At 32.5% G+C, this 26,133-nt stretch carries 25 protein-coding genes and 1 pseudogene; 11 read left to right on the top strand and 15 right to left on the bottom strand.

Going from position 1 to position 26,133, the window contains the following annotated elements; translation table 11 throughout:
- Positions 1-56: 56 nt before the first annotated feature.
- Both Q4Q39_RS07250 and Q4Q39_RS07245 read left to right on the top strand, forming a co-directional pair.
- A complete protein-coding gene (locus Q4Q39_RS07250; protein WP_303281736.1) occupies positions 57-1,145 on the top strand; it encodes a sensor histidine kinase in 1,089 nt (362 codons plus the stop codon).
- Position 1,146: 1 nt separating this feature from the next.
- Positions 1,147-1,902 carry a LytR/AlgR family response regulator transcription factor gene (locus Q4Q39_RS07245; RefSeq protein ID WP_303281735.1) on the top strand — a complete coding sequence of 252 codons (756 nt, stop codon included), beginning with the start codon at positions 1,147-1,149 and terminating at the stop codon, positions 1,900-1,902.
- A 59-nt stretch (positions 1,903-1,961) separates the two neighbouring features.
- Here the strand turns inward: Q4Q39_RS07245 and Q4Q39_RS07240 are convergent, their stop codons facing one another.
- Positions 1,962-2,438, bottom strand: coding sequence for a very short patch repair endonuclease (locus tag Q4Q39_RS07240; RefSeq protein WP_303281734.1), 477 nt, complete (start codon positions 2,436-2,438; stop codon positions 1,962-1,964).
- Positions 2,439-2,462: 24 nt separating this feature from the next.
- Between Q4Q39_RS07240 and Q4Q39_RS07235 the strand changes: the two genes are divergently transcribed.
- Entirely contained in the window at positions 2,463-3,239 is a 777-nt protein-coding gene (locus tag Q4Q39_RS07235; RefSeq protein WP_303281733.1) for an Eco47II family restriction endonuclease, read from the top strand.
- Here the strand turns inward: Q4Q39_RS07235 and dcm are convergent.
- The gene (gene dcm / locus Q4Q39_RS07230; RefSeq protein WP_303281732.1) at positions 3,228-4,496 is read right to left on the bottom strand and encodes a DNA (cytosine-5-)-methyltransferase; all 1,269 of its coding nucleotides are present in this window, start codon (positions 4,494-4,496) and stop codon (positions 3,228-3,230) included. The two genes, Q4Q39_RS07235 and dcm, sit on opposite strands and share 12 nt — an antisense overlap.
- 374 nt (positions 4,497-4,870) lie before the next feature.
- On the opposite strand from dcm, the gene Q4Q39_RS07225 reads away from it, so the two are divergent.
- Together Q4Q39_RS07225 and gloA2 are read left to right on the top strand one after the other, a co-directional pair.
- Complete coding sequence (locus Q4Q39_RS07225) at positions 4,871-5,260, top strand: VOC family protein (RefSeq protein ID WP_303281731.1); 390 nt, start codon at positions 4,871-4,873, stop codon at positions 5,258-5,260.
- 53 nt (positions 5,261-5,313) lie between these two features.
- Positions 5,314-5,699 (top strand): annotated as a pseudogene (gloA2, locus tag Q4Q39_RS07220) (SMU1112c/YaeR family gloxylase I-like metalloprotein).
- Positions 5,700-5,756: 57 nt separating this feature from the next.
- Here gloA2 and Q4Q39_RS07215 read toward each other — a convergent pair.
- The 5 genes from Q4Q39_RS07215 to Q4Q39_RS07195 form a co-directional block, all read right to left on the bottom strand.
- A complete protein-coding gene (locus tag Q4Q39_RS07215; RefSeq protein ID WP_303281730.1) occupies positions 5,757-6,191 on the bottom strand; it encodes a hypothetical protein in 435 nt (144 codons plus the stop codon).
- Between the two features lie 659 nt (positions 6,192-6,850).
- Positions 6,851-7,390: a hypothetical protein gene (locus Q4Q39_RS07210; protein ID WP_303281729.1), complete on the bottom strand. Its 540-nt coding sequence runs from the start codon at positions 7,388-7,390 to the stop codon at positions 6,851-6,853.
- A gap of 422 nt (positions 7,391-7,812) precedes the next feature.
- Positions 7,813-9,030, bottom strand: coding sequence for an ammonium transporter (locus Q4Q39_RS07205; protein ID WP_303281728.1), 1,218 nt, complete (start codon positions 9,028-9,030; stop codon positions 7,813-7,815).
- A gap of 27 nt (positions 9,031-9,057) precedes the next feature.
- Entirely contained in the window at positions 9,058-9,396 is a 339-nt protein-coding gene (locus tag Q4Q39_RS07200) for a P-II family nitrogen regulator (protein WP_303281727.1), read from the bottom strand.
- Between the two features lie 22 nt (positions 9,397-9,418).
- On the bottom strand, positions 9,419-10,429 hold the full coding sequence (locus Q4Q39_RS07195; RefSeq protein ID WP_303281726.1) for an outer membrane beta-barrel protein: 1,011 nt from the start codon (positions 10,427-10,429) through the stop codon (positions 9,419-9,421).
- Between the two features lie 465 nt (positions 10,430-10,894).
- On the opposite strand from Q4Q39_RS07195, the gene gltB reads away from it, so the two are divergent.
- On the top strand, positions 10,895-15,409 hold the full coding sequence (gene gltB / locus Q4Q39_RS07190; RefSeq protein WP_303281725.1) for a glutamate synthase large subunit: 4,515 nt from the start codon (positions 10,895-10,897) through the stop codon (positions 15,407-15,409).
- A 4-nt stretch (positions 15,410-15,413) separates the two neighbouring features.
- Entirely contained in the window at positions 15,414-16,877 is a 1,464-nt protein-coding gene (locus Q4Q39_RS07185) for a glutamate synthase subunit beta (protein WP_303281724.1), read from the top strand.
- A 253-nt stretch (positions 16,878-17,130) separates the two neighbouring features.
- Here Q4Q39_RS07185 and fbp read toward each other — a convergent pair whose 3' ends face one another.
- Entirely contained in the window at positions 17,131-18,138 is a 1,008-nt protein-coding gene (fbp, locus tag Q4Q39_RS07180) for a class 1 fructose-bisphosphatase (protein ID WP_303281723.1), read from the bottom strand.
- 124 nt (positions 18,139-18,262) lie between these two features.
- On the opposite strand from fbp, the gene Q4Q39_RS07175 reads away from it, so the two are divergent.
- The 3 genes from Q4Q39_RS07175 to Q4Q39_RS07165 are packed head-to-tail and all read left to right on the top strand — an operon-like array spanning position 18,263 to position 21,846.
- Positions 18,263-18,742 carry a GNAT family N-acetyltransferase gene (locus tag Q4Q39_RS07175; protein WP_303281722.1) on the top strand — a complete coding sequence of 160 codons (480 nt, stop codon included), beginning with the start codon at positions 18,263-18,265 and terminating at the stop codon, positions 18,740-18,742.
- Between the two features lies 1 nt (position 18,743).
- Positions 18,744-19,994, top strand: coding sequence for an aspartate kinase (locus Q4Q39_RS07170; RefSeq protein ID WP_303281721.1), 1,251 nt, complete (start codon positions 18,744-18,746; stop codon positions 19,992-19,994).
- A 22-nt stretch (positions 19,995-20,016) separates the two neighbouring features.
- A complete protein-coding gene (locus Q4Q39_RS07165) occupies positions 20,017-21,846 on the top strand; it encodes a GNAT family N-acyltransferase (protein ID WP_303281720.1) in 1,830 nt (609 codons plus the stop codon).
- Here the strand turns inward: Q4Q39_RS07165 and Q4Q39_RS07160 are convergent.
- The 4 genes from Q4Q39_RS07160 to Q4Q39_RS07145 all read right to left on the bottom strand — a co-directional run bounded on the left by Q4Q39_RS07160 (position 21,843) and on the right by Q4Q39_RS07145 (position 23,670).
- Positions 21,843-22,268: an arsenate reductase ArsC gene (locus Q4Q39_RS07160; protein ID WP_303281719.1), complete on the bottom strand. Its 426-nt coding sequence runs from the start codon at positions 22,266-22,268 to the stop codon at positions 21,843-21,845. The two genes, Q4Q39_RS07165 and Q4Q39_RS07160, sit on opposite strands and share 4 nt — an antisense overlap.
- Positions 22,269-22,360: 92 nt before the next feature.
- Positions 22,361-22,852: a GNAT family N-acetyltransferase gene (locus Q4Q39_RS07155; protein WP_303281718.1), complete on the bottom strand. Its 492-nt coding sequence runs from the start codon at positions 22,850-22,852 to the stop codon at positions 22,361-22,363.
- Complete coding sequence (locus tag Q4Q39_RS07150) at positions 22,836-23,336, bottom strand: DUF6428 family protein (protein ID WP_303281717.1); 501 nt, start codon at positions 23,334-23,336, stop codon at positions 22,836-22,838. The genes Q4Q39_RS07155 and Q4Q39_RS07150 overlap by 17 nt, the downstream gene beginning before the upstream one ends.
- 10 nt (positions 23,337-23,346) lie before the next feature.
- Positions 23,347-23,670 (bottom strand): ArsR/SmtB family transcription factor, encoded by a 324-nt coding sequence (locus Q4Q39_RS07145; protein WP_303281716.1) that lies wholly within the window; start codon positions 23,668-23,670, stop codon positions 23,347-23,349.
- Positions 23,671-23,769: 99 nt separating this feature from the next.
- Between Q4Q39_RS07145 and Q4Q39_RS07140 the strand changes: the two genes are divergently transcribed.
- Positions 23,770-24,132 carry a DUF805 domain-containing protein gene (locus tag Q4Q39_RS07140; protein ID WP_303281715.1) on the top strand — a complete coding sequence of 121 codons (363 nt, stop codon included), beginning with the start codon at positions 23,770-23,772 and terminating at the stop codon, positions 24,130-24,132.
- 157 nt (positions 24,133-24,289) lie between these two features.
- On the opposite strand, the gene Q4Q39_RS07135 is transcribed toward Q4Q39_RS07140, so the two are convergent.
- From Q4Q39_RS07135 to Q4Q39_RS07125, 3 genes are all read right to left on the bottom strand, one after another.
- On the bottom strand, positions 24,290-24,742 hold the full coding sequence (locus Q4Q39_RS07135; protein ID WP_303281714.1) for a TM2 domain-containing protein: 453 nt from the start codon (positions 24,740-24,742) through the stop codon (positions 24,290-24,292).
- Between the two features lie 91 nt (positions 24,743-24,833).
- Complete coding sequence (locus Q4Q39_RS07130) at positions 24,834-25,289, bottom strand: hypothetical protein (protein ID WP_303281713.1); 456 nt, start codon at positions 25,287-25,289, stop codon at positions 24,834-24,836.
- Between the two features lie 67 nt (positions 25,290-25,356).
- Positions 25,357-26,121 (bottom strand): sulfite exporter TauE/SafE family protein, encoded by a 765-nt coding sequence (locus Q4Q39_RS07125; protein ID WP_303281712.1) that lies wholly within the window; start codon positions 26,119-26,121, stop codon positions 25,357-25,359.
- Positions 26,122-26,133: the final 12 nt, after the last annotated feature.

Raw genomic sequence — 26,133 nt, 5'->3', positions numbered from 1 at the left:
TTATTAACGAAGTACGCTGTATATTTGAATTTGGAGATTGTTAGAACGTGGTATAAATGATTAAGATTACACATATAAAAAAAATAGGCTATAGATTTCTTGTTGTCAATATTGTTTTTTTATTGATTAAGCTTACTGTTAACCATGAAGAAAATAGGCTTAATGGGGAAGACCCGATTAACGAACCTATTTTTTATTACATATCTGCTGTTATACTGTTTCTGTTAACTTGGCAAGTAAACGATTGGTTGATTAAAAGGAGTAGTAAAAAGAATATATTAAAACCTAATATAGGCTTTTCTAATAGTCTAAAAATTTTAATAGAAACATTAGTAATAGTTTTACCTCTTACGGCATTAATATATTATTTAGCCATTTTTGAATTTAATTACATATGCAAAATAGATTCAGAAAACCCGTGGTTGCAATTTCGTATAGACTTTTTTAGAGCGGTATTATTGCTTTTTTCACTTAGTGTATGTAATCTGTTTTATTATATGACAAAGCGAACAAAAGAAATTGAAAATTCGATGCATCGGTTAAAACAAGAGGTCATGACGTCCAAATATAACTCATTAAAAAATCAAATTAGTCCGCATTTTTTGTTTAATAGTTTAAATATTTTAACCTCGTTGATGTATCAGGATCGTGATTTGGCATCCGACTTTGTAACTCGATTAGCATCTTGCTACCGTTATATTTTAGATAATAAAGAAGCAGATTTGGTGTCTTTAGAGAAGGAGATGAACTTTTTAGATTCATTTATTTTTATGATGAATGTAAGACATAAAGAATCTTTATATATAACAACGCATATTTCTGTTAATCCAAAAGATTTTTTAATACCAACATTGTCTTTGCAAATGCTTGTTGAGAATGCTTTAAAACATAATTATTTTTCTAAGGAAAAGCCTTTAGAAATAAGTATTTTTTCTGTTAATAACAAAAGTTTAGTTGTGCAAAATACATTGCGAAAAAGAAAAGAAGAGCCATCTACTAAATTGGGAATTAGTAATATTAAAAAACGCTATGCTTTTTATACAAATGACCCTGTAACTATTGAAGAAGAAAATGATATTTATAAGATTGCAATTCCTTTATTACAGAAAACTATAAAACAATTTAATATCCCTCTAGATTCTTAATATGAAGGCTTTAATTATAGAAGACGAAAATATAGCATCAAAACGACTGGCGAATCTTGTGAAAGAACTAGCTCCCGATGTTGAGATTTTAGAGCTTATAAGTTCTGTTGAAGAGGGCATTGCATGGTTTAAAAATAATGTCCTTCCAGATTTAATATTTTTAGATATACAGTTGAATGATGGTTATGGCTTTGATATTATTGATGGACTAAAAGAGCATCCACCAATAATTTTTACAACCGCTTATAACGAGTATGCTATAAGAGGTTTTAAATATAATGGATTAGACTATTTGTTAAAACCAATTGATAAGAGGGATTTAGAAACCGCTTTAAATAAATTTAGAAAAACAAAATTAGTTCCGGAAAAAGAGAATGAGAAAAAATATGAACAGTTAAAAAGTCTTTTTTCTAAAGCGTATAAGAGACGTTTTATGGTGAAAATCGGAAATCAGTTTAATAGTTTTAATGTAGAGGATATCGCTTATTTTAAATCCCATGACGGATTGATTTACTTGCGAAATACTAATGGAAAAAAATTCCCTATTGAATATTCTTTAGATCAATTAGAAAATATTCTGGATCCTATTCAGTTTTTTAGAATAAACCGAAAGTATATGGTCTCTGTTAATGCTGTAAACGAAATTCATAGCTATTTTAATAGCAGGTTATTATTGAAGTTACAGCCTTGTGAAGAAGAACAAATTATAGTGTCCAGAGAACGAACTAGTAATTTTAAAAAATGGTTGGACTGTTAATTTTAGATGAGCCTAATAGGTTGACTAATTATTTATAAGCAAAATGAAAACGTTATTTTTTAATTAATTTTGAACCTTTCAATATCTAAATATACCATAACATCGTTAATACAAGTTTTTAGATTGGTTTTTATTTCGTGAGCCCAAAATCGAAATATGGTATAACCCATATTCTCTAATTGTTGGTTAACTTCTCTGTCACGTTGCATATTCCTCTCGATCTTGGGTATCCAAAAATCACGATTTGTTTTTAACTTCCCCTTCCGTTCATCCCAATTATAGCCATGCCAATATTCGCCGTCAATAAAAATAACAAGCTTATATTTTTTTATACTTACATCTGGGCGTCCAGGAAGTTGTTTGCTATCCACCCTATACCGTATACCTTTTTTCCAAAGTGCTCTGCGAAAATGCATTTCTGGTTTGGTGTTTTTACCACGAATTTTGCTCATCATTTTAGAGCGTTTTTTTGAGGTATAAAACCCAGACGCTTCATTGAATCTAGGAACTTTTATTTTTTTATATTCGTAGGACATGATTATTTCTAAAATACAAATAAAATGAATCAATCAAAAAACAAATATTTGAGCTATGTGTTCGATGAACATTTGTTACATTGTATTTCAAATTTATACCAATCATATTTAGAAGCAAAAAAAGAATTTACAAAAGCAAAGTTTTATAAGAATAAGGTTGATACTTTCAAACTAACATTTGATTCTAAATTCAATGAAATTTCTGAGAAAGATTTAATAAAATTAGAAATGGCTAGACAAATTGATAAGTCTGTAAATAATGCCATTGGAACTTTTCATGAAGAAGTATTGGGAGGGATTAGTGGATACAATAATGGGACATTAAGTGGCTATGATATTAAGGCGAATGATGATTCCATTTTTGCCGAAATAAAGAACAAGCATAATACGATGAATAGTAGTTCTGCTGAGAGTGCTTTTCAGAAATTAGCTAGGTTTGCAGATGATAACAAACAAGCTAAATGTTATTTGGTACAAATTTTAGCAAAGAAAAGTTTTGTGAAAAAGTGGGAAGCAATAATTAATGGTAAAGAATATAGCCATAGTAGAGTTTATATGATTTCTGGTGATAAGTTTTATGGGTTGCTTACAGGCGATGAAGCTGCGCTTTTTAAATTGTATAAAATTTTACCTAAAGCCATAGATGATTTCTTAAAAACCATTAAAAGCAAATCAGAAAAAGAAAGCACTATCTTAAGCGATATTTCGGAAAATGCAAAAAAGTGTAATAGAAATATATTAGACGATATTACTTTTGAAAACTTTTGTCATTATGATGGTTTTGATAGCTTAAACCGCTAGAGTTTTTAGTTCATTTGCTTTAAACCCTTCTTTATGTACTTCGTTCAAGAATGAAATTATAGAATATCCAATTTCTTTAGCTAGATTTACAGGAACTGCATTTCCTATTTGTTTGTATTGTTGGGATACAGAACCTTCAAAATGCCAATCATCTGGGAAAGTCTGAATTCTTGCATATTCTCTTACTGTAAATGGTCTAGTTTCATCTGGATGACATCTTTCGGTCTGTTTTTGTGCTGGGCTACAGGTTAGTGTTAAACAAGGTTCATCCCATCCAATGCGTCTTGCCATTCCAGTTTTTCCGCCACCTAAGTAAAAGCTTTTTTGCATATATTCTTTCTGGATATCCAATGGCAAATCTCTCCAATAACCTTTTGGAGGTACTAGATCCAATACCTTTTTTTTGTGCTCTGGATATTTAGCTCCTTTGGATTTTGGAACATTTCTATTGAATAATGAGCCTTTTTTAAGGGCATCTTTAAGTGTGTATATTTCAGAAAATGCTAAAGGGTAGTTGTATTCTATATCAATATCTTTTCTAACAGCAACCAAAATAAGTCGTTCACGTTTCTGAGGAACATTATAATGTATTGCCTTTAAAACTTTAACAGGAGAAACTACATTATAACCGATTTCATCTAAAATTGAAATCATGCCTTCTAGGGTTTTGCCATTATCGTGACTTATAAGTCCACGCACATTTTCTCCAATACATATTTTCGGTTCAGTTTCTTTTACTGTTCTAGCAAATTCATAAAATAAAGTTCCTCGGGCATCTTGTAAACCTAATTTTTTACCTGCGTAGCTAAATGCTTGACAAGGAAATCCGCCAGTTACAATGTCAATTTTATTTTTAAAACCTGTAAAATTAATATTTTTGATGTCATCTTCGATCACATTCCAGTTGGGGCGATTTGTACGTAATGTTTTACATGCCCATTTGTCGATTTCATTAAGAGCCTTGCATTTTATCCCAGCTTGTTCTAATCCGATTGCTAATCCACCTGCGCCAGCAAAAAGTTCCAGTACTTGATACTCTTTTAATGGTTCAACAAAATTTCCTTTATCAAGTTTATTGAAGTATAATTTAAACTCGGGAAAAACTTCTAGTTGTTCCTTTTTGTATACACGATAATTACTAATAGGTTCCCTAACAGCTTTTAACTTGTCTTCATTATCCCACCTTCTGAGAGTTTCTGAGTTTTTACCTAATATTTCAGCAGCTTCGGAGACTGAAAAATAATCTTTTATAACCATATTATACAACCTTATATATGGTTATAAAAATAGAATAATATTGATAATAAAAAAACCAACCTTAAATTAAGTTATTCACAATAGAAAAATCCCGAACATTTTTGTTCGGGATTTGATAATGTTGCCTAATCTTATTGATAGACCAGGTAACCATTTATTATACAAAAACACTGGGCATAACTATCAAATTATTAGACTCAAAACGATTTTGAGTCTAATCTTAGAAATATCAATTGCAGATTCTTACAGATATACGGATTTAAGGCTGTGACGAGCAAGGACAGCTATTTTAAAGCCAAGCATTACAACTGAAATATCCTCATTTTCATTCAGTATAGGATAAAAACACGCTATATTTGAATAAAGCTACAGAAATGAAGAAAATAAATCGAATAATAACGAACATCTGTTCGGACAATTTACAAGAAAGCAGCGATTTTTATATAAAACTATTCGACTTCAACGTAGACTATGATAGTGATTGGTTTGTCCATCTAATTTCAAATGACAAAAAGCTGGAATTGGGAATAATTGACCGAACAAACGAAATAGTACCGAAGGACTTTCAAAATAACCCGCAAGGATTTTACGTAACGTTCGTAGTTGATAATGCAGACGAAATATTTCAAATAGCAGAATCGGAAAAATTTGAAATTATTAGCAAACCTACCGACACATTTTACGGACAAAGACGATTATTACTTAAAGACCCTAATGGAACTTTAGTTGATATATCTTCCCCTATTAAAGATTTTAAATTTTAAAACTAATTTAAAGAGCTGACGAATATATAAGTAGATGGGGTTTAAAAAACATTATATGGAAAAAAATTAACCGACTGCACCATATTGCTATAATATGTTCAGACTATGAGAAATCCAAAAAAATTTATACTGAGATTTTAGGGTTTAATATTAATAATGAAATTTACAGAGAAGAACGCAAGTCTTTCAAACTTGACCTTTCTTTAAATGGCGAATATTTAATTGAGTTATTTTCATTTTCGTCTCCTCAAAGCAGATTAAGCCAACCTGAAGCTACAGGCTTAAGACACATCGCTTTTGATGTTAATGATCTTGACGGGTGGATAAAATTCCTCGGCACAAAAACATTGAAACAGAATCAATTCGAATTGATGAATTCACAAGAAAAAGATTCACCTTTCTAACTGACCCAGATAATTTACCAATTGAGTTGTACTAATTATGAGCCGTTTTTAAAACAAAAGAATAATTCAGTCAGTCATTAATGAAAAAAAAATCACAAACCATATTTTTCTTTAATAGCTGTGGGTAGATAAAATTCATATTCACCCTCATCATTATCATGAGAATGAAAACATTTATACCCATTCGATAACTCAAATAGGAGCATATATTCATTTACAAATTCAATGTTAGAAAAAACTATAGGAGTTACATTAGTTATAATATGATTCTTTTCATAATCAGGATCCTCTTTAGAATCGAACCACATTACACCTTGCAAACCATTATCTGTAACAATAACTTTACTTGAGCCTCCTAAAGTAGAAATAGACTCGTATACTGGTTTTGCTATAGTCTCCCCATAAGCCATATCGAATAAACCTTCTTTACCAGAATCTTTATAAACTGTAATTAACACCATACGCTCTAATGGTGCTTGATAATTTTTTGTAAATAATAAACGGTCTGGTCTTACATCTGACGACAATTCCGTCTTGAATATATTATATCCTCGTCTATTTTTTAATACATACTCAAAATCATCTTCTAATAATGAGATAGATTCTATATTAATATCTCTCCTATAGGAATCAGTTTTCGGGTTTCAATCTATGTCAAACACGACAAACTTACCTCCTAAATAATGAGCTATTATATATGACGCCTCACTAAATGTATCCATTTCTATTTTTTATAGTTATCCCATGGTATAAGTAATTTACCTTCTTCATTAATTATAGACTTTTTTCCATCAAGTCTAACCTCAAAAACAACATCAGAAAGAGAATAATTTGATATTATGGTATCAAATATCGGCTTTACCAGGCGTTCCTTTTTAAGGAGGTTATATACGCCATATTTACCATTTTTTTAACTCCAAGTATTGGGAAATATAACCTTGAATAATCATCATATTCATTAAGAAGTACATTATTATTTTTATCAACAAGTAGTACTTTGTTATTTATTTCAACCTTAAAGACACTATTGTTTTTAAGCGAAAACAACACAGGAAGACTATCGTAACTTGGCTGTGTTACAATAACTCCGTCTCTACTTACTAAGCCCTATTTTTCGCCATCATAATATGGTGTTTGGCTAAAAACCTTAGTACATAGAAGCAATGCAATAAACAAACATGCATTCCTATTCATCTAAATTGTATTTACTCCTAATCTTTTTAGGCAAGTAGACAACTTTATCTTTTCCTGACTTCATATAACCACTTATGTTTTTAGGTAAGCTAACTAAGAATATGCTATATGCCGTTTTAAATTTTTCTATATTAGAAAATTTGGGACTAGAAATCATCAGATGTTCAATAGTTCCATTATAATCTTTTCCAAGATATTCTAAACCTACGTGTTTCCCATTAGTACTTAAAAAATAGTCTGTGTCCTCTATTTTTTCTAAGTCATTATATATTGGTTCTATAATTATCTTTTCACTTAAAATACTATATACTCCAATTTTCTTTTTATGAGAAACATAAACAAAATCGGGCTTTAAATTTTTTTCAACCCCTAATAAACTTAGTAATTCATAGCCTTCAGGCAGGTTTATAATTTTACTCTTACTACAAGACTTAATTTGATGATTTCCATGTTCGCTAATTAACTCATCATCGTGCTTACAACTAAGACCATTTCCTGATATGTAATCATTCTCTGTTGATTCAATTATCATATCCTCCTCATCACACTTCTATTACAGGAACAACAATTTCTTTCTCATTGGTAGCAGAGATATATGTTTTATTATAGTCTTCATCATATAATCGGAACACACCTTCTCCGTAACTTCTTTTGTTCAGCCTTTTCCATATAAACACCTTCCATTTCTTATCTGGCGCTACAACCGTCTTATTATGTCTATCTAAAACTACTAATTAAGGCTAATAAAATTAAATGTTTTTTCATGTTATAAAATTTAGGGCTAAAAATATCTCCAAAAAAAGAGTAAAGTTCGTAAATATAAAGATGCTTTCATGGTTATTGAAACTGAATACATGAAACTATTTTATTCGGGTAACTTTATTAATAAAAAAGGGCGTCTTAAATAAATTTAAGATGCCCTTTACTTTAGACTAAACTAACTAAACTAATTTATTAATGCTCATTCATTCTAAAATCTGAGTAAGCACTCATGCCATGTTCATGGCCATCTAGTCCTTCTAATTCTTCTTTTTCAGAAACTCGTATTCCAACTGTTTTCTTAAGTGTGAATATGATAATGAATGATGTTACCAAACAAAATCCTGCATAGCATGCAACACCCAATAATTGTATTAAGAAACTATGCTCTGGGTTGGTTGAAAATATACCTACAGCAAGCGTACCCCAAATACCACAAATTAAGTGAACTGCTATAGCTCCAACTGGATCATCTAATTTAATAGCGTCAATAAAGCTTACAGCAAATACTATTAAAGCACCAGCAATAGCACCAATTATAATAGCACTTTCCGGAGTCATAACATCTGCTCCAGCAGTAATACCTACTAAACCACCTAAAATACCATTTAAGAACATTGTTAAATCTAAATTCTTATATCTTAAAAACGACACTAAAGCAGCTACTACACCACCTGCCGCAGCAGCTAAACATGTTGTTACTAAAGTTAATGATGTTAATTCTGGATCTGCAGAAAGTACAGAACCACCGTTAAATCCAAACCATCCTAACCAAAGCACTAAAACACCAGCAGTTGCTAAAGGAATGTTATGTCCAGGAATCGCCTGTGGCTTACCGTCTTTAAACTTACCTATTCTAGAACCTAGTAACCAAACGGCTACTAAAGCAGCCCAACCTCCTACAGAGTGCACTAAGGTAGAACCAGCAAAATCATAAAATCCTAATTCATCTAAGAATCCACCACCCCATTTCCATGATCCGGCAATTGGGTAAACCAATCCTACATATATGACTGTGAATATCATAAAAGGTCCAATCTTCATACGTTCAGCGACAGCTCCAGAAACAATTGTTGCAGCAGTTGCAGCAAACATCCCTTGGAATAAAAAGTCTGTCCACCATGTATAACCGCCATCTGCATATTCTGGAGTCATACCGTTTTCTGGTGGCGAAATACCAGGAACTATAGATCCTATATATCCGTTAAATTCACCAGGATACATTAAGTTAAACCCTATTATATAGTATAATAAAAGTCCAACAGTGATAATAAAAATGTTTTTAAATAAAATATTGATAGTGTTCTTTTGTCTTGTTAACCCGATTTCTAAAAATGCAAAACCAGTGTGCATAAAGAAAACCAGTGCTGTACAGACCATCATCCATACATTGTTAGCTGTAAATAATTCCATGTTATATATTTTTTAGATGATGATTAATTATTTTAAAGTGTCTCCACCTTTTTCCCCTGTTCGTATTCTGTAACATTCATTAATATCTGATACAAATATTTTTCCATCTCCTACTTCACCTGTTCCAGCTGAATTAAGAATTGCTTGAATAGTCACTTCTTCAAAATCATCATTTACGACAATTGATATATGTCTACGTTGAATATCACTTGTACTATATGATACGCCTCTATATACATGTCCTTCTTTTTCATTTCCTAAACCAGTAACATCCCAGTAAGAGAAAAAGTTCACGCCAACATCGTGCAATGCCTCTTTAACAACACGATATTTTGATTTTCTAATAATTGCTTCAATTTTCTTCATGATTGTATATATTTAGTTTTAGTTAGAAAGAATATATAGCAGCCAGTGTAAAAGCAGCTAAGCTTTTTGTAGCCTCTAAATCTGAATCAAAATAAACCTCTTCAGAATTACTGTCTAAACGTAATTCAGGTTTTATAATCAAGTTTTCTAGAGTATAGCTTCCTGTTAAAGTCACTGCGAATACATTTGTATCGTCTACAGGACCATCAAACATCCAGTTAAAATACTCCCCTCTTAAACCAATTGAGAAATTATCACAGGTTGAAAGTTGCGGATATAGAGCAGCTCCATAAAATCCATTCCCATCATTATCTGCATAAGCTCCATTAATTCCTAAGAAGAAATCATCAGATAAATCAAATCCACCTGTGTAATCAATTTCAAATCCTAATTTAATTCCAGAATCATAATAGAAATTTAAAAACTGACCTGAATATCCTAACTGAGCTCCTAAAGCATAATCGCCAGTAGTATTGCTATCAATATCTGTAGCATTCATTATAGCTAACATTAAGCTAAAATCATCAGATAGAGCAAAATCTGCTTTTAAACCAACATGAGAGAATGGCCCATTAGAGAATAAATAAGACGTACTGTAGTTAAAGTTTGCCGCTGGCGAAATAACTTCATATCCTAAATATGTATTGAATCGACCTAAAGTTAATGTCGTTCCTTCAGATACATTCCAATAAGCATATAACTGATTAATATTATTTCCTGTAATGGCATCATTTCCTCTCGGTCCAAAAACCACATCTGCAACCACTCCTGTTTTTTCACCTTCGTAACTAGCAATAATATTTGCCATACCTAAAGCAAATCCTGTTTCGTTAGCAAATGATGTTCCGAAATTTTGAGAACCACCATCACCACCATTAAATGCAGGGTTAGCCGCATCGGTAGATGTTAAGTTTGTTTTATAATAAGCATCAACTGTACCACTTATAGATACTTTCTTCTTAGAAACCTCTTCTTCTTGTGCTAATAAAACTGTTGCCATAAAAAGCATTGAAAGAGTCATTAATTTTTTCATAATTGTTTTCGTTTAAGTTATTGACTTTTTAGTGTTTGTTTTCTAATTAATGACGCTAAACTATATAAAAAACACATACACCCCATAAAAAATAGGGGTAATTGAGTTAATTTTATCAATATTTCATTTTTTACCCTATTTTTTTATAGGTATTAAGTTTATAATGGAGTTTTTTGAGTTTTTAACAACCAGTTTATTTGAATGATTGTCAGTATTTTCTAATTTTTTATGATATTATTTATATTAATCTGATTATTTATTATCATTAATTCACATATCCTTATTTATTCCTAAAAATTTATAGATTGAATATTTATTAAAAAACACGTTTAATATTGATATATAATTATTTTTATCTCAACTTCGTTTCTATAATCGGAATAATGAAATAGGCCCTATTGTAATTCGAATCTTAGTGCATATCTTAGCTCTTCAACTCGATTTTTAAACCAAAGTTTGTTGATTATGCTGAAGAAACAAGGACTGTATTTACCCGAATTTGAACACGAAAATTGTGGCGCAGGTTTTATTTGTAATCTTAATGGAGATAAAACAAATCAAATCATTCATGACGCCTTAGAAATTCTCGTAAAGCTAGAACACCGTGGTGGTGTAAGTGCCGATGGAAAAACCGGTGATGGAGCTGGTTTATTAATTGATATCCCTCATGATTATTTTAAACGCGTTTGCAATTTTAATATCCCTGCTCAAAGAGAATATGCTGTGGGTATGGTATTTTTACCGAAAACATCAAACCAATATCAATTCTGTAAAGATACATTTGAAAATGAAATAAAAGCACAAGGGCTGTCTACCCTAGGATGGAGAGAAGTTCCTGTAGATTCTACACAGTTAGGTCAAATAGCTTTAGCGTCAGAACCTAATATTGAACAGCTTTTTGTTGGAAAAACAGAAGCTATTACCGAAGCCGATTTTAAAGCTAAATTATACGCAGCACGTAAAATTACGGAGCATACCATTAGAAAATCAAAAATTTCTGAAAGCTCGTATTTTTATGTACCAAGTTTATCAACTACAACCTTAATATATAAAGGAATAATAATGCCTGAAGATATAGGGCCTTATTATACCGATTTGCAACAGCAAGATTTAGTAACACGTTTAGCATTAGTACATCAACGTTTCTCTACCAACACGATGCCAACATGGGAATTAGCGCAACCATTTCGTTTTATGTGTCAAAATGGTGAGATTAACACGCTTCGTGGTAACGTAAGTAGAATGCGTATTCGTGAAGAGATCATGAAAAGTGATGTTTTCGGACCTCAAATAGATAAATTATTCCCGATCATATTACCAGGTAAGTCGGATTCTGCTTCTATGGATATGGTCGTTGAATTATTAACACATACAGGAAGATCATTACCAGAAATTATGATGATGATGATTCCTGAAGCATGGGAGAAACACAAAACCATGTCTGAAGAGAGAAAAGCATTTTACGAGTACAATGCTTGCCTTATGGAACCATGGGATGGCCCTGCATCTGTGCCTTTTACAGATGGTGATTACATAGGCGCTTTATTAGACAGAAATGGTCTAAGACCCTCTAGGTATACAGTTACCAAAAGTGGTAAATTAATTATGTCGTCTGAAATTGGCGTTGTAGAAATTGATGCTGAAGACGTAGAAAGACACGGTCGTTTAGAGCCTGGAAAAATGTTCTTGGTAGACATGAATAAAGGACGTATTATTGAAGATGAAGAAATTAAGAGTAAAATTGTTTTAGAGAGACCTTATAAAGAATGGTTAGACAAAACGAGATTACATTTAAAAGATGTGCCTTACAATAACGAAACATGCTCTATTGAAACCATTGATATAAAAACCAGGCAACGTTTATTTAATTATACATTCGAAGATATCCAAGAGGTGATTACCCCTATGGCTGTTGTAGGTAAAGAGGCTTTGGGATCCATGGGAATTGATACGCCTTTAGCCGTTTTATCAGACAGACCTCAGCTAATCTCAAACTATTTCAAACAATTATTTGCACAGGTTACCAATCCACCATTGGATGGTATTCGTGAAGAAATCGTAACCGATATTAGTTTAAATCTTGGTAAAGACAGGAATATTTTTAGTATTACAGAAAGACAGTGTAGAAAACTTAGAATTCAAAACCCTGTTATTTCTAATGCCGATTTAGAAAAAATAAGAAGTATCTCAATTGAAAGCTTTAAAGCTGAAACAATTGAGATTTTATACCCTAAAGCAAAAGGTCTCAATGGTCTTGAAGATGCTTTAGAAGATATTATCAGACAAGTTGAAAAAGCACTTGAGAGAAAAACAAATATCATAATTCTTTCAGATAGAGGTGTTAATCAAGAGTTCGCTCCTATCCCTGCTTTATTAGCATGTTCTTACGTTAATCATCAATTAAATCGTTTACGTAAGCGTTCTTATTTCGATATTATTATTGAATCTGCCGAACCTCGTGAACCACACCATTTTGCAACCCTATTTGGTTATGGCGCCAGTGCCATCAATCCATATATGGTAAATGAAATTATCAGAATGCAAGTAAAAGAAGGCTTCATTGTTGATATGGACGAGCAAAAAGCTGTTGATAATTTCAATAAAGCTATTGGAAAAGGGATTTTAAAAATCATGAACAAAATAGGGATCTCTACACTTCACTCTTATAGAGGTTCTCAAATTTTCGAAATTGTTGGTTTCAACTCTCAATTTGTTCAAAAATATTTTCCTTATACAGCCTCTAGAATTGAAGGTATTGGTTTATATGAAATTGAAAAAGAAATTAACGAACGTTACAAACAAGCTTATCCAGACAATGCAATAGATAAACGTTTAGGCTTAAACATTGGAGGAGACTATAGATGGAGACGTAATGGTGAAAGACACTTATTTAACCCTACTACTGTTGCTAAATTACAGCAAGCTGTTAGGTTAAGTGACCAAGCGAGTTACAACGTTTACTCAAAAGCAATCAATGAGCAATCGGAAAACTTAATGACCATTCGTGGGTTATTTGAGTTTGATAACTTAGACCCTATTCCATTGGAAGAGGTAGAACCTTGGACAGACATTGTTAAGCGCTTTAAAACAGGAGCGATGTCTTACGGATCTATTTCTAGAGAAGCTCATGAAAACTTAGCTATTGCCATGAACAGAATTGGTGGTAAATCAAATTCTGGTGAAGGAGGGGAAGATAGAAAACGTTTTCAAAAAGATATAAACGGTGATAGCCGTAACTCAGCAATAAAACAAGTAGCATCCGGTCGTTTTGGAGTGACTTCACATTATTTAACCAATGCGAAGGAAATTCAAATTAAAATGGCTCAAGGGGCAAAACCAGGAGAAGGCGGACAATTACCAGGCGAAAAAGTATTGCCCTGGATTGCTGCAGCTAGAAACTCGACACCATTTGTTGGTTTAATTTCACCACCGCCACATCACGATATTTATTCTATTGAAGATTTAGCACAATTAATTTTCGATTTAAAGAATGCCAATCGAGACGCACGAGTTAATGTTAAATTAGTATCAGAAGTAGGCGTAGGAACCATTGCTGCAGGAGTCTCAAAAGCTAAAGCCGATGTTGTTTTAATTTCTGGTTACGACGGTGGTACTGGAGCATCTCCATTAACATCGCTAAAACATGCCGGGTTACCTTGGGAGCTTGGTTTAGCTGAAGCACAACAAACACTCGTTTTAAATAAATTAAGAAGTAGAATTGTTGTAGAATGTGATGGTCAATTAAAAACAGGACGTGATGTTGCTATAGCTGCTTTGTTAGGTGCTGAAGAGTTTGGATTTGCAACAGCTCCATTAGTTGCTTCTGGTTGTATTATGATGCGTAAATGTCATTTAAATACTTGCCCAGTTGGTATCGCAACTCAAGACAAAGAGTTACGTAAAAACTTTAAAGGTACACCTGAGCATGTTATTAACTTCTTCTACTACATTGCTGAAGAATTAAGAGGTATCATGGCGCAATTAGGTTTTAGAACCTTAGCAGAAATGGTTGGGCAAACACACAAGATAAATGCAAACAAAGCGATTAAGCACTATAAAGCTAAAGGCTTAGATTTATCAAGTATTTTACACAGACCATCTGTTTATAGCCAGCTTACAATAAGAAATACAGAAACGCAAGACCATAATTTAGATGACGTTTTAGACCATACTATATTAAAAGATTCTCATAGAGCTTTATATAGAAAAGAGAAAATGAACTTAGCATATCCAATAAAGAATATTAATAGAACTGTTGGAGCTATAGTCAGTAATGAGATATCAAAAATTTACGGTCATCTAGGACTACCAGAAGACACATTAAATATAAACTTCACTGGCTCTGCTGGTCAAAGTTTTGGTGCTTTTGGAGCTCATGGATTAACATTCACTGTAGAAGGAAACACCAATGATTATTTAGGTAAAGGGTTATCTGGAGGTAAATTAATCATTAAGAAACCAGCAAAAGCAGACTTCATAGCAGAAAACAACATTATTGTTGGCAATGTTTGTTTATTCGGTGCTGTAGAAGGAGAAGCATACATCAACGGAATTGCAGGTGAACGTTTCGCAGTACGAAACTCTGGAGCAACAGCAATTGTAGAAGGTGTTGGAGATCATTGTTGTGAATATATGACTGGAGGAAAGGTCATTGTTCTGGGTAGCACAGGAAGAAACTTTGCTGCTGGTATGAGTGGTGGTATTGCTTATGTTTATGATCCAGAAAACAAATTTGTTAATGGTTTATGTAACACAGAAACTATAGAATTTGAAGATATTTCAGCAGAAGATGCTGCAGACTTAAAAGCATCTATAGAGAAGCATGTACTTTACACAAACAGTAACAGAGGTAAAGATTTATTGGCAAATTGGGATGCCAGCTTAGGCTCTTTTGTAAAGGTAATGCCAATAGAATACAAACGTGCCTTAATACGTTTAGAGACTGAAGAACAAATGGTAGAAGAACTAACAACAGCATAGTGTCATGGGAAAAGTAACAGGATTTAAAGAATTTGAAAGACAAGATGAAGCATACACATCTGTAGAAGATCGTGTAAAACATTATAAAGAATTTACAGTTCCTTTAAGTGAACCTGAATTAACAAAACAAGGATCACGTTGTATGGACTGCGGCATCCCGTTTTGTCATAGCGGTTGCCCATTAGGTAACTTAATACCAGATTTTAATCACATGGTACACCAAGGTGAATGGCAAAAAGCCTCTTGGTTGTTACACTCAACAAATAACTTTCCGGAGTTTACAGGTCGTTTATGTCCAGCACCTTGCGAAAAGTCATGTGTGTTAGGTATTATTGAAGATCCAGTATCTATCGAAAATATTGAAAAAAACATCGTAGAACGTGCTTTTAAAGAAGGTTGGATTAAACCTCAACCTCCAAAAACACGTACAGGAAAAACCATAGCTGTTGTAGGTTCAGGCCCTGCTGGTTTAGCAGCTGCTCAACAATTAAATAGAGCTGGCCACACAGTAACCGTTTTTGAAAGAGATGATGAAGTCGGAGGATTATTACGTTACGGTATTCCTAATTTCAAAATGGAAAAGGAAATTATAGACCGTAGACTGGCTATTCTAGAAGCAGAAGGTATCACTTTTAAAACAAATGTAAACGTAGGTGTTAATTACGATGTTTCGGAATTAAAAGCTTTCGACTCGGTTGTTCTTTGTGGAGGTGCAACAGAAAGACGAAGCTTACCAACTCCAGGCATTGATGCAGATGGTGTGGTACAAGCTATGGATTTCTTAACCCAACAGACTAAAGTATTATTTGGCAAAGAGGTTAAAGACCAAATATTAGCAACCGATAAAAATGTTATTGTTATTGGTGGTGGTGATACTGGTTCAGATTGTGTAGGAACATCGAATCGTCATGGCGCAAAATCTGTAGTAAATTTTGAAATCATGCCAAAACCTCCCGGACATCGTTCACCAACAACACCTTGGCCTTTTTGGCCGTTACAACTTAAAACGTCTTCTTCTCATCAAGAAGGTGTTGAAAGAAACTGGCTAATTAATACAAAGGAATTCATAAAAGACAAGAACGGTAAATTAACAGCCCTAAAAACAGTTAATGTTGAGTGGAAGATGGTTCCTGGTGAACGCCCGCAATTAATAGAAATCGAAGGTACAGAAAAAACATGGCCTTGTGATCTTGCATTATTAGCATTAGGATTTACTGGTCCTGAAAGCACGTTAGCAGACAAGTTAGGTATCGAAAAAGATGCACGATCTAATTATAAAGCTGAATACGGAAAATATCAGACAAACATTCCTCATATTTTTACAGCAGGAGATATGCGTCGCGGACAATCGTTAATTGTTTGGGCTATTTCTGAAGGTAGAGAGGCTGCACGTCAAGTAGACTTATACTTAATGGGTAAGTCGAATTTACCATCAAAAGATATAACTGGAGATTTGGTTGCGATGTAAGCAGCAAAGCAATTTTAAATATATTAGTTTAAAATCCTTTTACACTTGTAGAAGGATTTTTTTATATAACACCTAGACGCGAGGTCTTTTTACAATTAAAATACTGACTAACAACACAATAAAACCCAACGCCCTTTTTTAATTAAAATTTGTTGAAGCTGGGTATGGCGTATCCTTTTTAGTTTCTATTCCTAATTATTTTCCACTAATAATTGGTATACTTATAAAATGCGAACTTTTCAGTTCGCATTTTTTATTGCCCTTTTCGCATAAATTCTTCCGCCTTTTCAACCATGTTTTTACTACCGCAAATAAAAGGCACACGTTGATGTAGTTCCGTAGGTTCAACATCCATAGTCCGAACAAAACCATCACTTGCCTTTCCATTAGCTTGTTCAGCTAAAAATGCCATAGGATTACACTCGTATAGTAATCGTAATTTCCCATCAGGGTTTTTTGAGCTTTGTGGATATAAATAAACGCCTCCTTTAATCATATTTCTATGAAAATCAGAAACCAATGATCCAATATATCTTGATGTATAAGGCCTATCATTTTCTTCCTGTTGACAATATTTTATATAATTCTTTATGCCTTGTGGGAAATGAATATAGTTACCCTCATTAACAGAATAAATACTTCCATTTTCTGGGAATTGCATATCTGGGTGTGACAAATAAAAGGACCCTATTGCCGGGTTTAGCGTAAACCCATTAACACCATCACCAGTTGTATAAACAAGCATGGTAGATGTCCCATACACAACATAACCAGCTGCTACTTGCTCACTCCCTTTTTGTAAAAAATCTTCCAAAGTTACAGGAGTCCCAACAGGAGTTACACGTCTGTAAATTGAAAAAATAGTTCCTACAGATACATTCACATCAATATTTGAAGAACCATCTAAAGGATCTATTAAAACGATGTACTTATTTTGGTGATTTTCATCTTGACTATTAATAGAAATAAAATCATCTTCTTCCTCACTAGCTATACCACAAACAATATTTCTATTTGTTAGTGTTTGTATAAATTTTTCATTTGCATAAACATCCAACTTCTGTTGATCTTCTCCTTGGATATTCATATCTCCTGCTGCCCCAATAATATCTACTAAACCTGCTTTATTAACCTCATGATTTACCACCTTTGCTGCTAACCTAATGGAATTGATAAGACTAGATAATTCACCTGAAGAGTATTTAAAAGATGATTGGTTTTCAATAATAAATTCTCCTAGAGTTTGTTTTTTATGAGACATAAAGGTATCGGTTTAGTTTGTGCAAATATCAATTATTTTTTAATGAACTACAACGTTTTCGATAAAGATTAATGGCTCTAAATAATGAACTTTGAACTATATTTGAAATAATTATAATCATCCTATGAATTACGCTATACGAAAAGCCACTAAAAATGATATGCCTCAAGTACATCGTTTAATAAAAGAATTGGCCAGTTTTGAAAAAGAAATCGATGCTGTTGAAGTTACTGTTGAAGATTTGCAAGCAGATGGATTTGGAGATCCGCCTGCATTTCAATGTTTTGTAGCCGAAGTTAATAATAAAATTGAAGGGATTGCTTTGGTTTACAACCGCTATTCTACATGGAAAGGACATGCATTGCATTTAGAAGATTTAATAGTAAGTGAATCTATGAGAGGGGCTGGCTTAGGAACTGCACTTTTAGATGAAGTTATTAAATACGGACATCGTTTAGGTGTAAAACGCATTAATTGGGAAGTACTCGACTGGAACGAGCCAGCTATCGTTTTTTATGAAAAAAAGGGAGCACAGGTAAAACGCGATTGGGATGTAGTTCACTTAAATGAACAGGGCATTAAAGATTATATATCAAAATTATAAAATGCAAGTATTTAAATTTGGTGGCGCATCGGTAAAAGATGCTACAGGTGTAAAAAATATAGCTTCGGTCTTACAAAAAGTGGGTTATACAAACACACTTATTGTTGTCTCTGCTATGGGGAAAACAACCAATGCTTTGGAACTTGTTATTAAAAACTATTTTGAAAATAAAACACGACTACAAAGCTCACTTCAAGAGGTGAAAAAATATCACAATGACATTTTATTAGATTTATTTGAGAATGAAAACCATGCTGTTTTTAAAAAAGTATCAACCCTTTTTGATGAGCTCAATAATTTTTTATCAACTAATAAGTCCCCAGATTATAATTTTGTTTATGATCAAGTGATAGGTTTTGGAGAATTAGTTTCTACAACAATAATAAGCGACTATTTAAATACCATCAACATAAAGAATAATTGGATTGATGTTAGAACTCAAATTAAAACAGACAGTTACTATAGACGTGCTAACATAAATTGGGAAGAAACGCTACGCTTAATAAACTCAGGATTCAACAAAACTATTTTAAATATCACTCAAGGTTTTTTGGGCAGCGATTCTAATAATTTTACAACAACTCTTGGTAGAGAAGGTAGTGATTATACAGCGGCCATTTATGGCTATTGCTTAAATGCTGAAAGCGTTACTATTTGGAAAGATGTTCCTGGGGTTTTAAATGCAGATCCTCGCTATTTTGAAAATGCCCAATTGCTTAATAAAATATCATACCGAGAAGCTATAGAATTGGCTTTCTACGGAGCTTCTGTAATTCATCCAAAAACATTACAACCTCTACAAGGTAAAGAAATTTCATTGTATGTGAAATCGTTTTTAAACCCTAACGAGCCAGGAACAAAAATTGGAAAAAACGTTACTTTAGACCCAATGATTCCTTGTTTCATAGTAAAGAAAAACCAAACTTTAATTTCATTATCATCTTTAGATTTTTCATATATAGTTGAAGAAAATATTAGTCACATTTTCAATTTATTACATCAATATAAAATGAAAGTGGATATGATTCAAAATTCAGCTATTAGCTTTTCTGTTTGCGTGGATAATCTTTTTAACAATCTTGACAAATTATTACACCATTTAAGAGCAAAATTTAAAGTAACTTGCCACGAAAATGTATCGCTTTATACGATTCGTCATTACAATGAAAATGCCATTAATCAGATTGAAGAAGATAAAACCGTGCTATTAAAACAATTAACTCAAGAAACCGTTCAGATAGTAACTAAATAAACTATTTAGTACATTTACGCTCATGACCAAACAACAAAATACGGGACTGGTAACTGCCAAAGAAGTCGCTAAAGCTATCCAATTAGACAAATATGGGTTTATAGGTACTTTTATTGGTTGGGCATTAATGAAAGTTCTTAAAATATCTACTCTTAATAAAATATACAATCGCAACAAACACCTTAATGATCTGGATTTTTTAGATGGTATTTTGGATGACTTTCAAATTAAATTCGAAATCCCTGAAGAAGATTTAAAGCGCTTACCAAAAGATGGCCCTTATATTACTATTTCTAACCACCCACTTGGCGGTATTGATGGTATTTTACTTTTAAAGCTGATGCTTGAGCAGCGAAAAGATTTTAAAATAATAGCTAATTTTTTACTACATAGAATAGAGCCTTTAAAACCTTATATCATGCCCGTTAATCCTTTTGAGGATAGGAAAGATGTAAAATCTAGTATCGTTGGGTTTAAAAATTCTATTTTACACTTAAGAGATGGACATCCACTAGGTATTTTCCCTGCAGGAGAAGTATCAACATATCGAGATGGTAAATTGGTAGTAGATAAACCTTGGGAAGAAGCTGCTATGAAGCTTATTAAAAAAGCAGAAGTTCCTGTTGTTCCCATCTATTTTCATGCTAAAAACAGCAAATTGTTTTACAAGCTTTCTAAAATTAGTGATACTTTTAGAACTGCTAAATTACCTTCTGAGTTATTAACTCAAAAACGACGCGTTATTAAGGTTAGAATAGGAAAACCTATCTCTGTTGACGATCAAAAAGAATACGTATCTCTTGATGATTTTTCTGGTTTTTTAAGACGAAAAACCTATATGCTATCAAATGCCTTTGAGGAAAAGTCAAAGATTTTAGACAATATTTCATCAACCTTAAAAACCCCTAAAACGCCTAAAAATATTGTTACACCTGTTGACAATGAATTGATGACGCAAGAGGTTAAACTGTTAATTGAAAACAATTCCCGCCTATTACAAAGTAAAAACTACGGAGTGTTTTTAGCAGAGCCAAAAAGCATTCCTAATATTTTGCGCGAAATTGGACGTTTACGTGAAATTACTTTTAGAGAGGTTGGGGAAGGAACCAATGAAGCGATTGATTTAGATACTTTTGACACTTATTACCACCATATGTTTTTATGGGATAGTGAAAAGAAATTAATAGCTGGTGCTTACCGAATGGGGCTCGGGTCTAAAATTTTTGAACGCTTTGGTATTGATGGGTTTTATTTGCAAGACCTCTTTAGGTTTGAGCCTGAGTTACACAAAATGATGAGCCAGTCTATCGAAATGGGGCGTGCCTTCATCATTAAGGAATATCAACAAAAACCTATGCCTTTATTTTTACTTTGGAAAGGTATTGTGCACACAACATTACGTTTTCCTGAGCACAAGTTTTTAATTGGCGGAGTTAGTATTAGTAATCAGTTTTCTAATTTCTCTAAATCATTAATGATCGAGTTTATGAAATCACATTACTACGATCCATACATTGCACAATATGTACATCCTAAAAAAGAGTTTAAAGTCATCCTTAAAGATGCCGATAAAGACTTTGTTTTTGACGCTACTGAAGCCGATTTAAATAAATTCGACAAAATTATAGACGAAGTTGAGCCTGGTGCTTTACGCTTACCTGTACTACTTAAAAAGTATATAAAACAAAACGCACGACTAGTTGCTTTTAATGTAGATCCATTATTCAACAATGCTGTTGATGGTTTGATGTACATTAAAATTGCTGACTTACCAGAAAGCACAGTACGTCCAGTTATGGAAGAGTTCCAGGCTGAATTAGAAAGTAAATTAGAAAATAATGGAGACGTTTAAACTAAACTATATCGCTCTACAAACTCTTTAAAATACGTTTTTATTTCTTCACGAGCTTTTAAAAAGGCAGCATGTTTTTCGACATCTGTACCCACCACTTTTGATGGATCGAAAAAATTATGGTGTAAACGCAATGCATTTTTACTTGGAATGTAAGGACAGTTTTCATTTGCATGATCACACACTGTGATAATATAATCAAAATCCACATCAGCATATTCATCTACATGATTAGACGTATGATGATCGATATTTAACCCATCTTCTTTCATAATAGCTAAGGCTCCTGGGTTTAAACCATGTGTTTCTATCCCTGCGCTGTAAACGTTTACTGTTCTGTTATCTAAAAAATGGTTTAAATATCCATGTGCCATTTGGCTTCTACATGAATTCCCCGTGCATAATACTAAAATGTTTTTCATATTTATTTGTCATTCCTGCAAAGGCAGGAACCTTATTAATTGAAACTAATTTTTATAATGAATTCCTGCCTTCGCAGCAATAACATAATTATTTAATTTATTTTACGACTTCTTCTTTCAAGAAAATGATTGTCATACCATTTTCCATGTAATTGTCCGATGTTTTCACGAATACCAACTAGTCTAAAGCCACATTTTAAATGCAAATTAATACTGGCTATATTTTCTGAAAAAATACTTGCTTGCAAAGTCCAAAACTCGTTAATTTCACTTTCTTTAACTAATCTCTTCAACAATGTTTCTCCTATATGATTTCCTTTAAACTCATTTGAAACATATACACTTACTTCCGCAACTCCTTTATAAACATCTCGCTTTGAAACTGCTGATAATACCGCAAAGCCTACGACCTTAGTTTTTACTAAAGCTACAAATCTACAAGCTGAAATATACTTAGCATCCCATTGTTTCCAGTTAGGAACTTCCGTTTCAAAAGTGGCTATTCCAGTAGCGATACCTTCTTTATATATTTTTGAAACGGAACTCCAATCACTCCTAGTTAATCTCTTAACAACAGTTTCCATCTGGAGAACAACAAGGTTCAACCTCTTTAGACACTGTTTTTATAGATTCTTCAGGCACACCACAAAGTTCTTTTGCTTTACAGTCCGTTTTTTCGATGGCTAATTTAACTATTAATTGCGACCCTTTTATTTCGAAATCGTTAACAAATAGTTGTGCCGTATGAAATGTTGCATTACTATATTCAAACTTAACTTCAGCATCTAATTCATAAGGTTTCATTTTTCCAACTTTCTTTAAAATAGCTAAGGCTTTATAAACAGACATGTATTCTGTTTTTCCTAATTCGTTTGGGCTTTCCCAAAGTTGAACAATAGTTTCTTTCCAGCTATCAACTTGAGCACCACAATCAACAGAATCAACCACCAAATGTTTTACTTCTGTTATATGATAATTAGCGCCCACTAATAAATTGGGGGCATATTCAAATAATAATGACTTATCTTGATTTTGATTTAATACGTTGAATAATTCTTGTGTTTTCATAATTAAAAATTTAACAACAATTTGATTTTGTTGTATTAAAAAATAAATTTAACTGATTTTGAACGGCATTCCATCTTTCAATATTAATACAGTAGCACATACTTTTACCCTCTACTTCTCCTTTTAACAACCCTATAGTTTTAAGCTCTTTTAAGTGTTGAGAAATGGTAGCTTGTGCCAATCCTATTTCCTCAACTAAATCATTACAAATACAAGCATTTTGATTACTTATATATTGTAAAATAGCAACTCTAGCAGGGTGTCCCAAAACCTTAAAAAACTGAGCTAAGTCGTTTTGCTTTTCGGTAAACATTTGAGTTTTAGTAATTCCCATATACTTTATTGTTGTATTTACATATTGCAATATTACGATATTATATTTAAATAAAAAAGTTATATTTGAGACATATTAACCCCAAAATCAACTATTATCATGAATTGGTATTTAAAAGTATTAAAACAGTACGCGGATTTTTCTGGAAGAGCAAGACGAAAAGAATATTGGATGTTTTTCTTATTCAACATTCTTATTTCTTACGGAATTATCTTTATATCAATAGGATTGGAAATGCCTTCTTTATCTATTGTAAGTTCTATTTACTCTTTAGCAGTTTTAATTCCAGGAATTGCTGTAGGTGTAAGAAGAATGCATGATGCTGGTAAAAGTGGCTGGTTCTTACTAATCCCTATTTATAATTTAATTTTAGCTTGTACAGATAGTGAGGCTGGTTCTAATAAATGGGGGCCTAATCCAAAATCTGATGCTGAGGAAATAGACCTAATTGGTCAAGAATAATTTACTATTTTGAGTCTTCCTTAAATTAGGTTGACAGATTATTCATAAATAAAATGAAGCCTTCAAATTAAATTTGAAGGCTTCATTTTATTATGCAAAATCGAATTCTTTTTCGTAAAAAAACAACATAAAATATTGTTAATAGAACAACTATAAATTAAAACCATGGTTTTTGACCTACTTGATAGGTGTTATAGAATTCTTCATCAGATTTAGTAAGATATATAATACCTTCTATTAAACCTATAAGTCCAGTTAAACCAGCACCTAAACCACAAGTTATAAATCCTAGTATAAAGGTTACTACTAACATAATAATACCTTCTTTATTATATCCCAAAATAAATTTATGGATACCTAAAGGGCCTAATATAATAGCTAAAACCCCAGCTAGTACTTTTTTATTTTCACCCGTTACATTATCAAACGTTTCTTTGGCTCCTTCTGCAAATTCAGAAGCAGATTCTTTAACATCTTCAAAAGTTTCTTTGGCCTTTTCTTTTGCTTCTTCTGCAAATTCTTCTGCTTTATCAGCTGCTTTTTTTGCGCCTTCTTTAGCATCACCTAACATATCATTTAGGTCGTCACTTAAATTCTTTTCGTCAGACATAATATTTAAAATTTTTGGTTACAACATAAAGGTACTAAAAAATTAAATTCACTGGTAAAATAGTCACCTTAACTAACAGACTATTAGTTATTTAATTTTTATCAAAAATCTTTTTTAGGAAGCCTTTTGTTTTCTTTGACACTTCAGATAATGTTTCTTTTGTCTCTTCTGCAAATTCTTCTAATTTATCGTTAGCTTCATCAACAAATACAGTTGTTTTCTCAGCAACTTTATCTAATGTTTCTCCAGCTTCTTCCGCAAATCCTTTTGCCTTAACCTTAGCTTCTTCATATTTTTCTTTCGCCTCAACAGATAATTTAGTCCCTTTCTCTTTAGCGACTTCCGTTAAGTCTTCTAATTTTTCAGTGGCTTCATCTAAAAAATCATTTGCTCTTTCTTTTGTTTTATAATAGACCTCTTTAGCTTCTGCTTTTAGCTTTTCAGCTTTATCATTTACAGAACCTTTATTGCTATACGAATCGACTTTAAGAACTTCTGCTTCATAAACTTTATCTTCTGGTTGTTGTTTTTTGGATTCTTCAGACATGATCATTCATTTTTAATGTGTACTATCTATGTGTCTACCAATATGTAATAATGTTACAAGAAAAAGACTATCTAAATAACATAGCTACACCTCCTATTGCTGTGACAATTAATATAAAGCGCCTGTAATTCACATTAGAAATTAATTTTACAATGGTAACGCCTACAAAAAAACCAATGATAATTGCTGGGATTAAAACCGTATTTAGAACCAGTGTTTCTTTAGTAACTGTTTTCCAAACAAAAAAATGAAAGGGCAACTTAAAGACATTAATAATAAAAAACAGCCATGCAGCAGTTCCTATAAATTCATTTTTAGGCAAACGCATCGCCAAAAAATAAATATTAGAAATTGGCCCTGCTAAATTACCAACCATGGTTGTAAAACCTGCTAAGAACCCTGCCCCTGTAGAAAATAATTTGTTTTTTGGTATGTCTTTAGATGTTCTGTTTTCTGTATAAAACATAATTAGAACAGAAATTATTATAATAACTGCCATGATTCTTTTGAATAGAACTTCTGAGATATCGTTACCTACCCAAACACCAACTAAAACACCTATAATCATCCATGGTATTAATTTCTTTATATAGCCCCATTGCGCATGTCTATTATAATATATTACTGCAAAAATATCTGCTACAATGAGCATAGGAAGTAAAACACCTGTGGAAGCTTTCTCTCCAAAAACAAAAGCAAGTATAATGACTATTAAAATCCCTATTCCTTTGATTCCGGATTTGGATAATCCTAATAAAAAAACTGCAAAACAAATAGCTATCCATTGTAATGCAGTCAGGCCGTATGATTCTAGTATTTCTAAATAAGTCAATTACTTATGCTT

The organism is Flavivirga amylovorans, assembly GCF_030540875.1.
GTDB classification, from domain to species: domain Bacteria; phylum Bacteroidota; class Bacteroidia; order Flavobacteriales; family Flavobacteriaceae; genus Flavivirga; species Flavivirga amylovorans.
The sequence above is the reverse complement of the archived record's forward strand: the minus strand, read 5'-3'. Positions and strand labels throughout refer to the sequence as shown.

What these genes read in the sequence shown, in the direction of transcription:
- Q4Q39_RS07250 (WP_303281736.1), top strand. Translation starts at nt 57, where the DNA reads ATGATTAAGATTACACATATAAAAAAAATAGGCTATAGATTTCTTGTT.
- Q4Q39_RS07245 (WP_303281735.1), top strand. Translation starts at nt 1,147, where the DNA reads ATGAAGGCTTTAATTATAGAAGACGAAAATATAGCATCAAAACGACTG.
- Q4Q39_RS07240 (WP_303281734.1), bottom strand. Translation starts at nt 2,438, where the DNA reads ATGTCCTACGAATATAAAAAAATAAAAGTTCCTAGATTCAATGAAGCG.
- Q4Q39_RS07235 (WP_303281733.1), top strand. Translation starts at nt 2,463, where the DNA reads ATGAATCAATCAAAAAACAAATATTTGAGCTATGTGTTCGATGAACAT.
- dcm (WP_303281732.1), bottom strand. Translation starts at nt 4,496, where the DNA reads ATGGTTATAAAAGATTATTTTTCAGTCTCCGAAGCTGCTGAAATATTA.
- Q4Q39_RS07225 (WP_303281731.1), top strand. Translation starts at nt 4,871, where the DNA reads ATGAAGAAAATAAATCGAATAATAACGAACATCTGTTCGGACAATTTA.
- Q4Q39_RS07210 (WP_303281729.1), bottom strand. Translation starts at nt 7,390, where the DNA reads ATGATAATTGAATCAACAGAGAATGATTACATATCAGGAAATGGTCTT.
- Q4Q39_RS07205 (WP_303281728.1), bottom strand. Translation starts at nt 9,030, where the DNA reads ATGGAATTATTTACAGCTAACAATGTATGGATGATGGTCTGTACAGCA.
- Q4Q39_RS07200 (WP_303281727.1), bottom strand. Translation starts at nt 9,396, where the DNA reads ATGAAGAAAATTGAAGCAATTATTAGAAAATCAAAATATCGTGTTGTT.
- Q4Q39_RS07195 (WP_303281726.1), bottom strand. Translation starts at nt 10,429, where the DNA reads ATGAAAAAATTAATGACTCTTTCAATGCTTTTTATGGCAACAGTTTTA.
- gltB (WP_303281725.1), top strand. Translation starts at nt 10,895, where the DNA reads ATGCTGAAGAAACAAGGACTGTATTTACCCGAATTTGAACACGAAAAT.
- Q4Q39_RS07185 (WP_303281724.1), top strand. Translation starts at nt 15,414, where the DNA reads ATGGGAAAAGTAACAGGATTTAAAGAATTTGAAAGACAAGATGAAGCA.
- fbp (WP_303281723.1), bottom strand. Translation starts at nt 18,138, where the DNA reads ATGTCTCATAAAAAACAAACTCTAGGAGAATTTATTATTGAAAACCAA.
- Q4Q39_RS07175 (WP_303281722.1), top strand. Translation starts at nt 18,263, where the DNA reads ATGAATTACGCTATACGAAAAGCCACTAAAAATGATATGCCTCAAGTA.
- Q4Q39_RS07170 (WP_303281721.1), top strand. Translation starts at nt 18,744, where the DNA reads ATGCAAGTATTTAAATTTGGTGGCGCATCGGTAAAAGATGCTACAGGT.
- Q4Q39_RS07165 (WP_303281720.1), top strand. Translation starts at nt 20,017, where the DNA reads ATGACCAAACAACAAAATACGGGACTGGTAACTGCCAAAGAAGTCGCT.
- Q4Q39_RS07160 (WP_303281719.1), bottom strand. Translation starts at nt 22,268, where the DNA reads ATGAAAAACATTTTAGTATTATGCACGGGGAATTCATGTAGAAGCCAA.
- Q4Q39_RS07155 (WP_303281718.1), bottom strand. Translation starts at nt 22,852, where the DNA reads ATGGAAACTGTTGTTAAGAGATTAACTAGGAGTGATTGGAGTTCCGTT.
- Q4Q39_RS07150 (WP_303281717.1), bottom strand. Translation starts at nt 23,336, where the DNA reads ATGAAAACACAAGAATTATTCAACGTATTAAATCAAAATCAAGATAAG.
- Q4Q39_RS07145 (WP_303281716.1), bottom strand. Translation starts at nt 23,670, where the DNA reads ATGGGAATTACTAAAACTCAAATGTTTACCGAAAAGCAAAACGACTTA.
- Q4Q39_RS07140 (WP_303281715.1), top strand. Translation starts at nt 23,770, where the DNA reads ATGAATTGGTATTTAAAAGTATTAAAACAGTACGCGGATTTTTCTGGA.
- Q4Q39_RS07135 (WP_303281714.1), bottom strand. Translation starts at nt 24,742, where the DNA reads ATGTCTGACGAAAAGAATTTAAGTGACGACCTAAATGATATGTTAGGT.
- Q4Q39_RS07130 (WP_303281713.1), bottom strand. Translation starts at nt 25,289, where the DNA reads ATGTCTGAAGAATCCAAAAAACAACAACCAGAAGATAAAGTTTATGAA.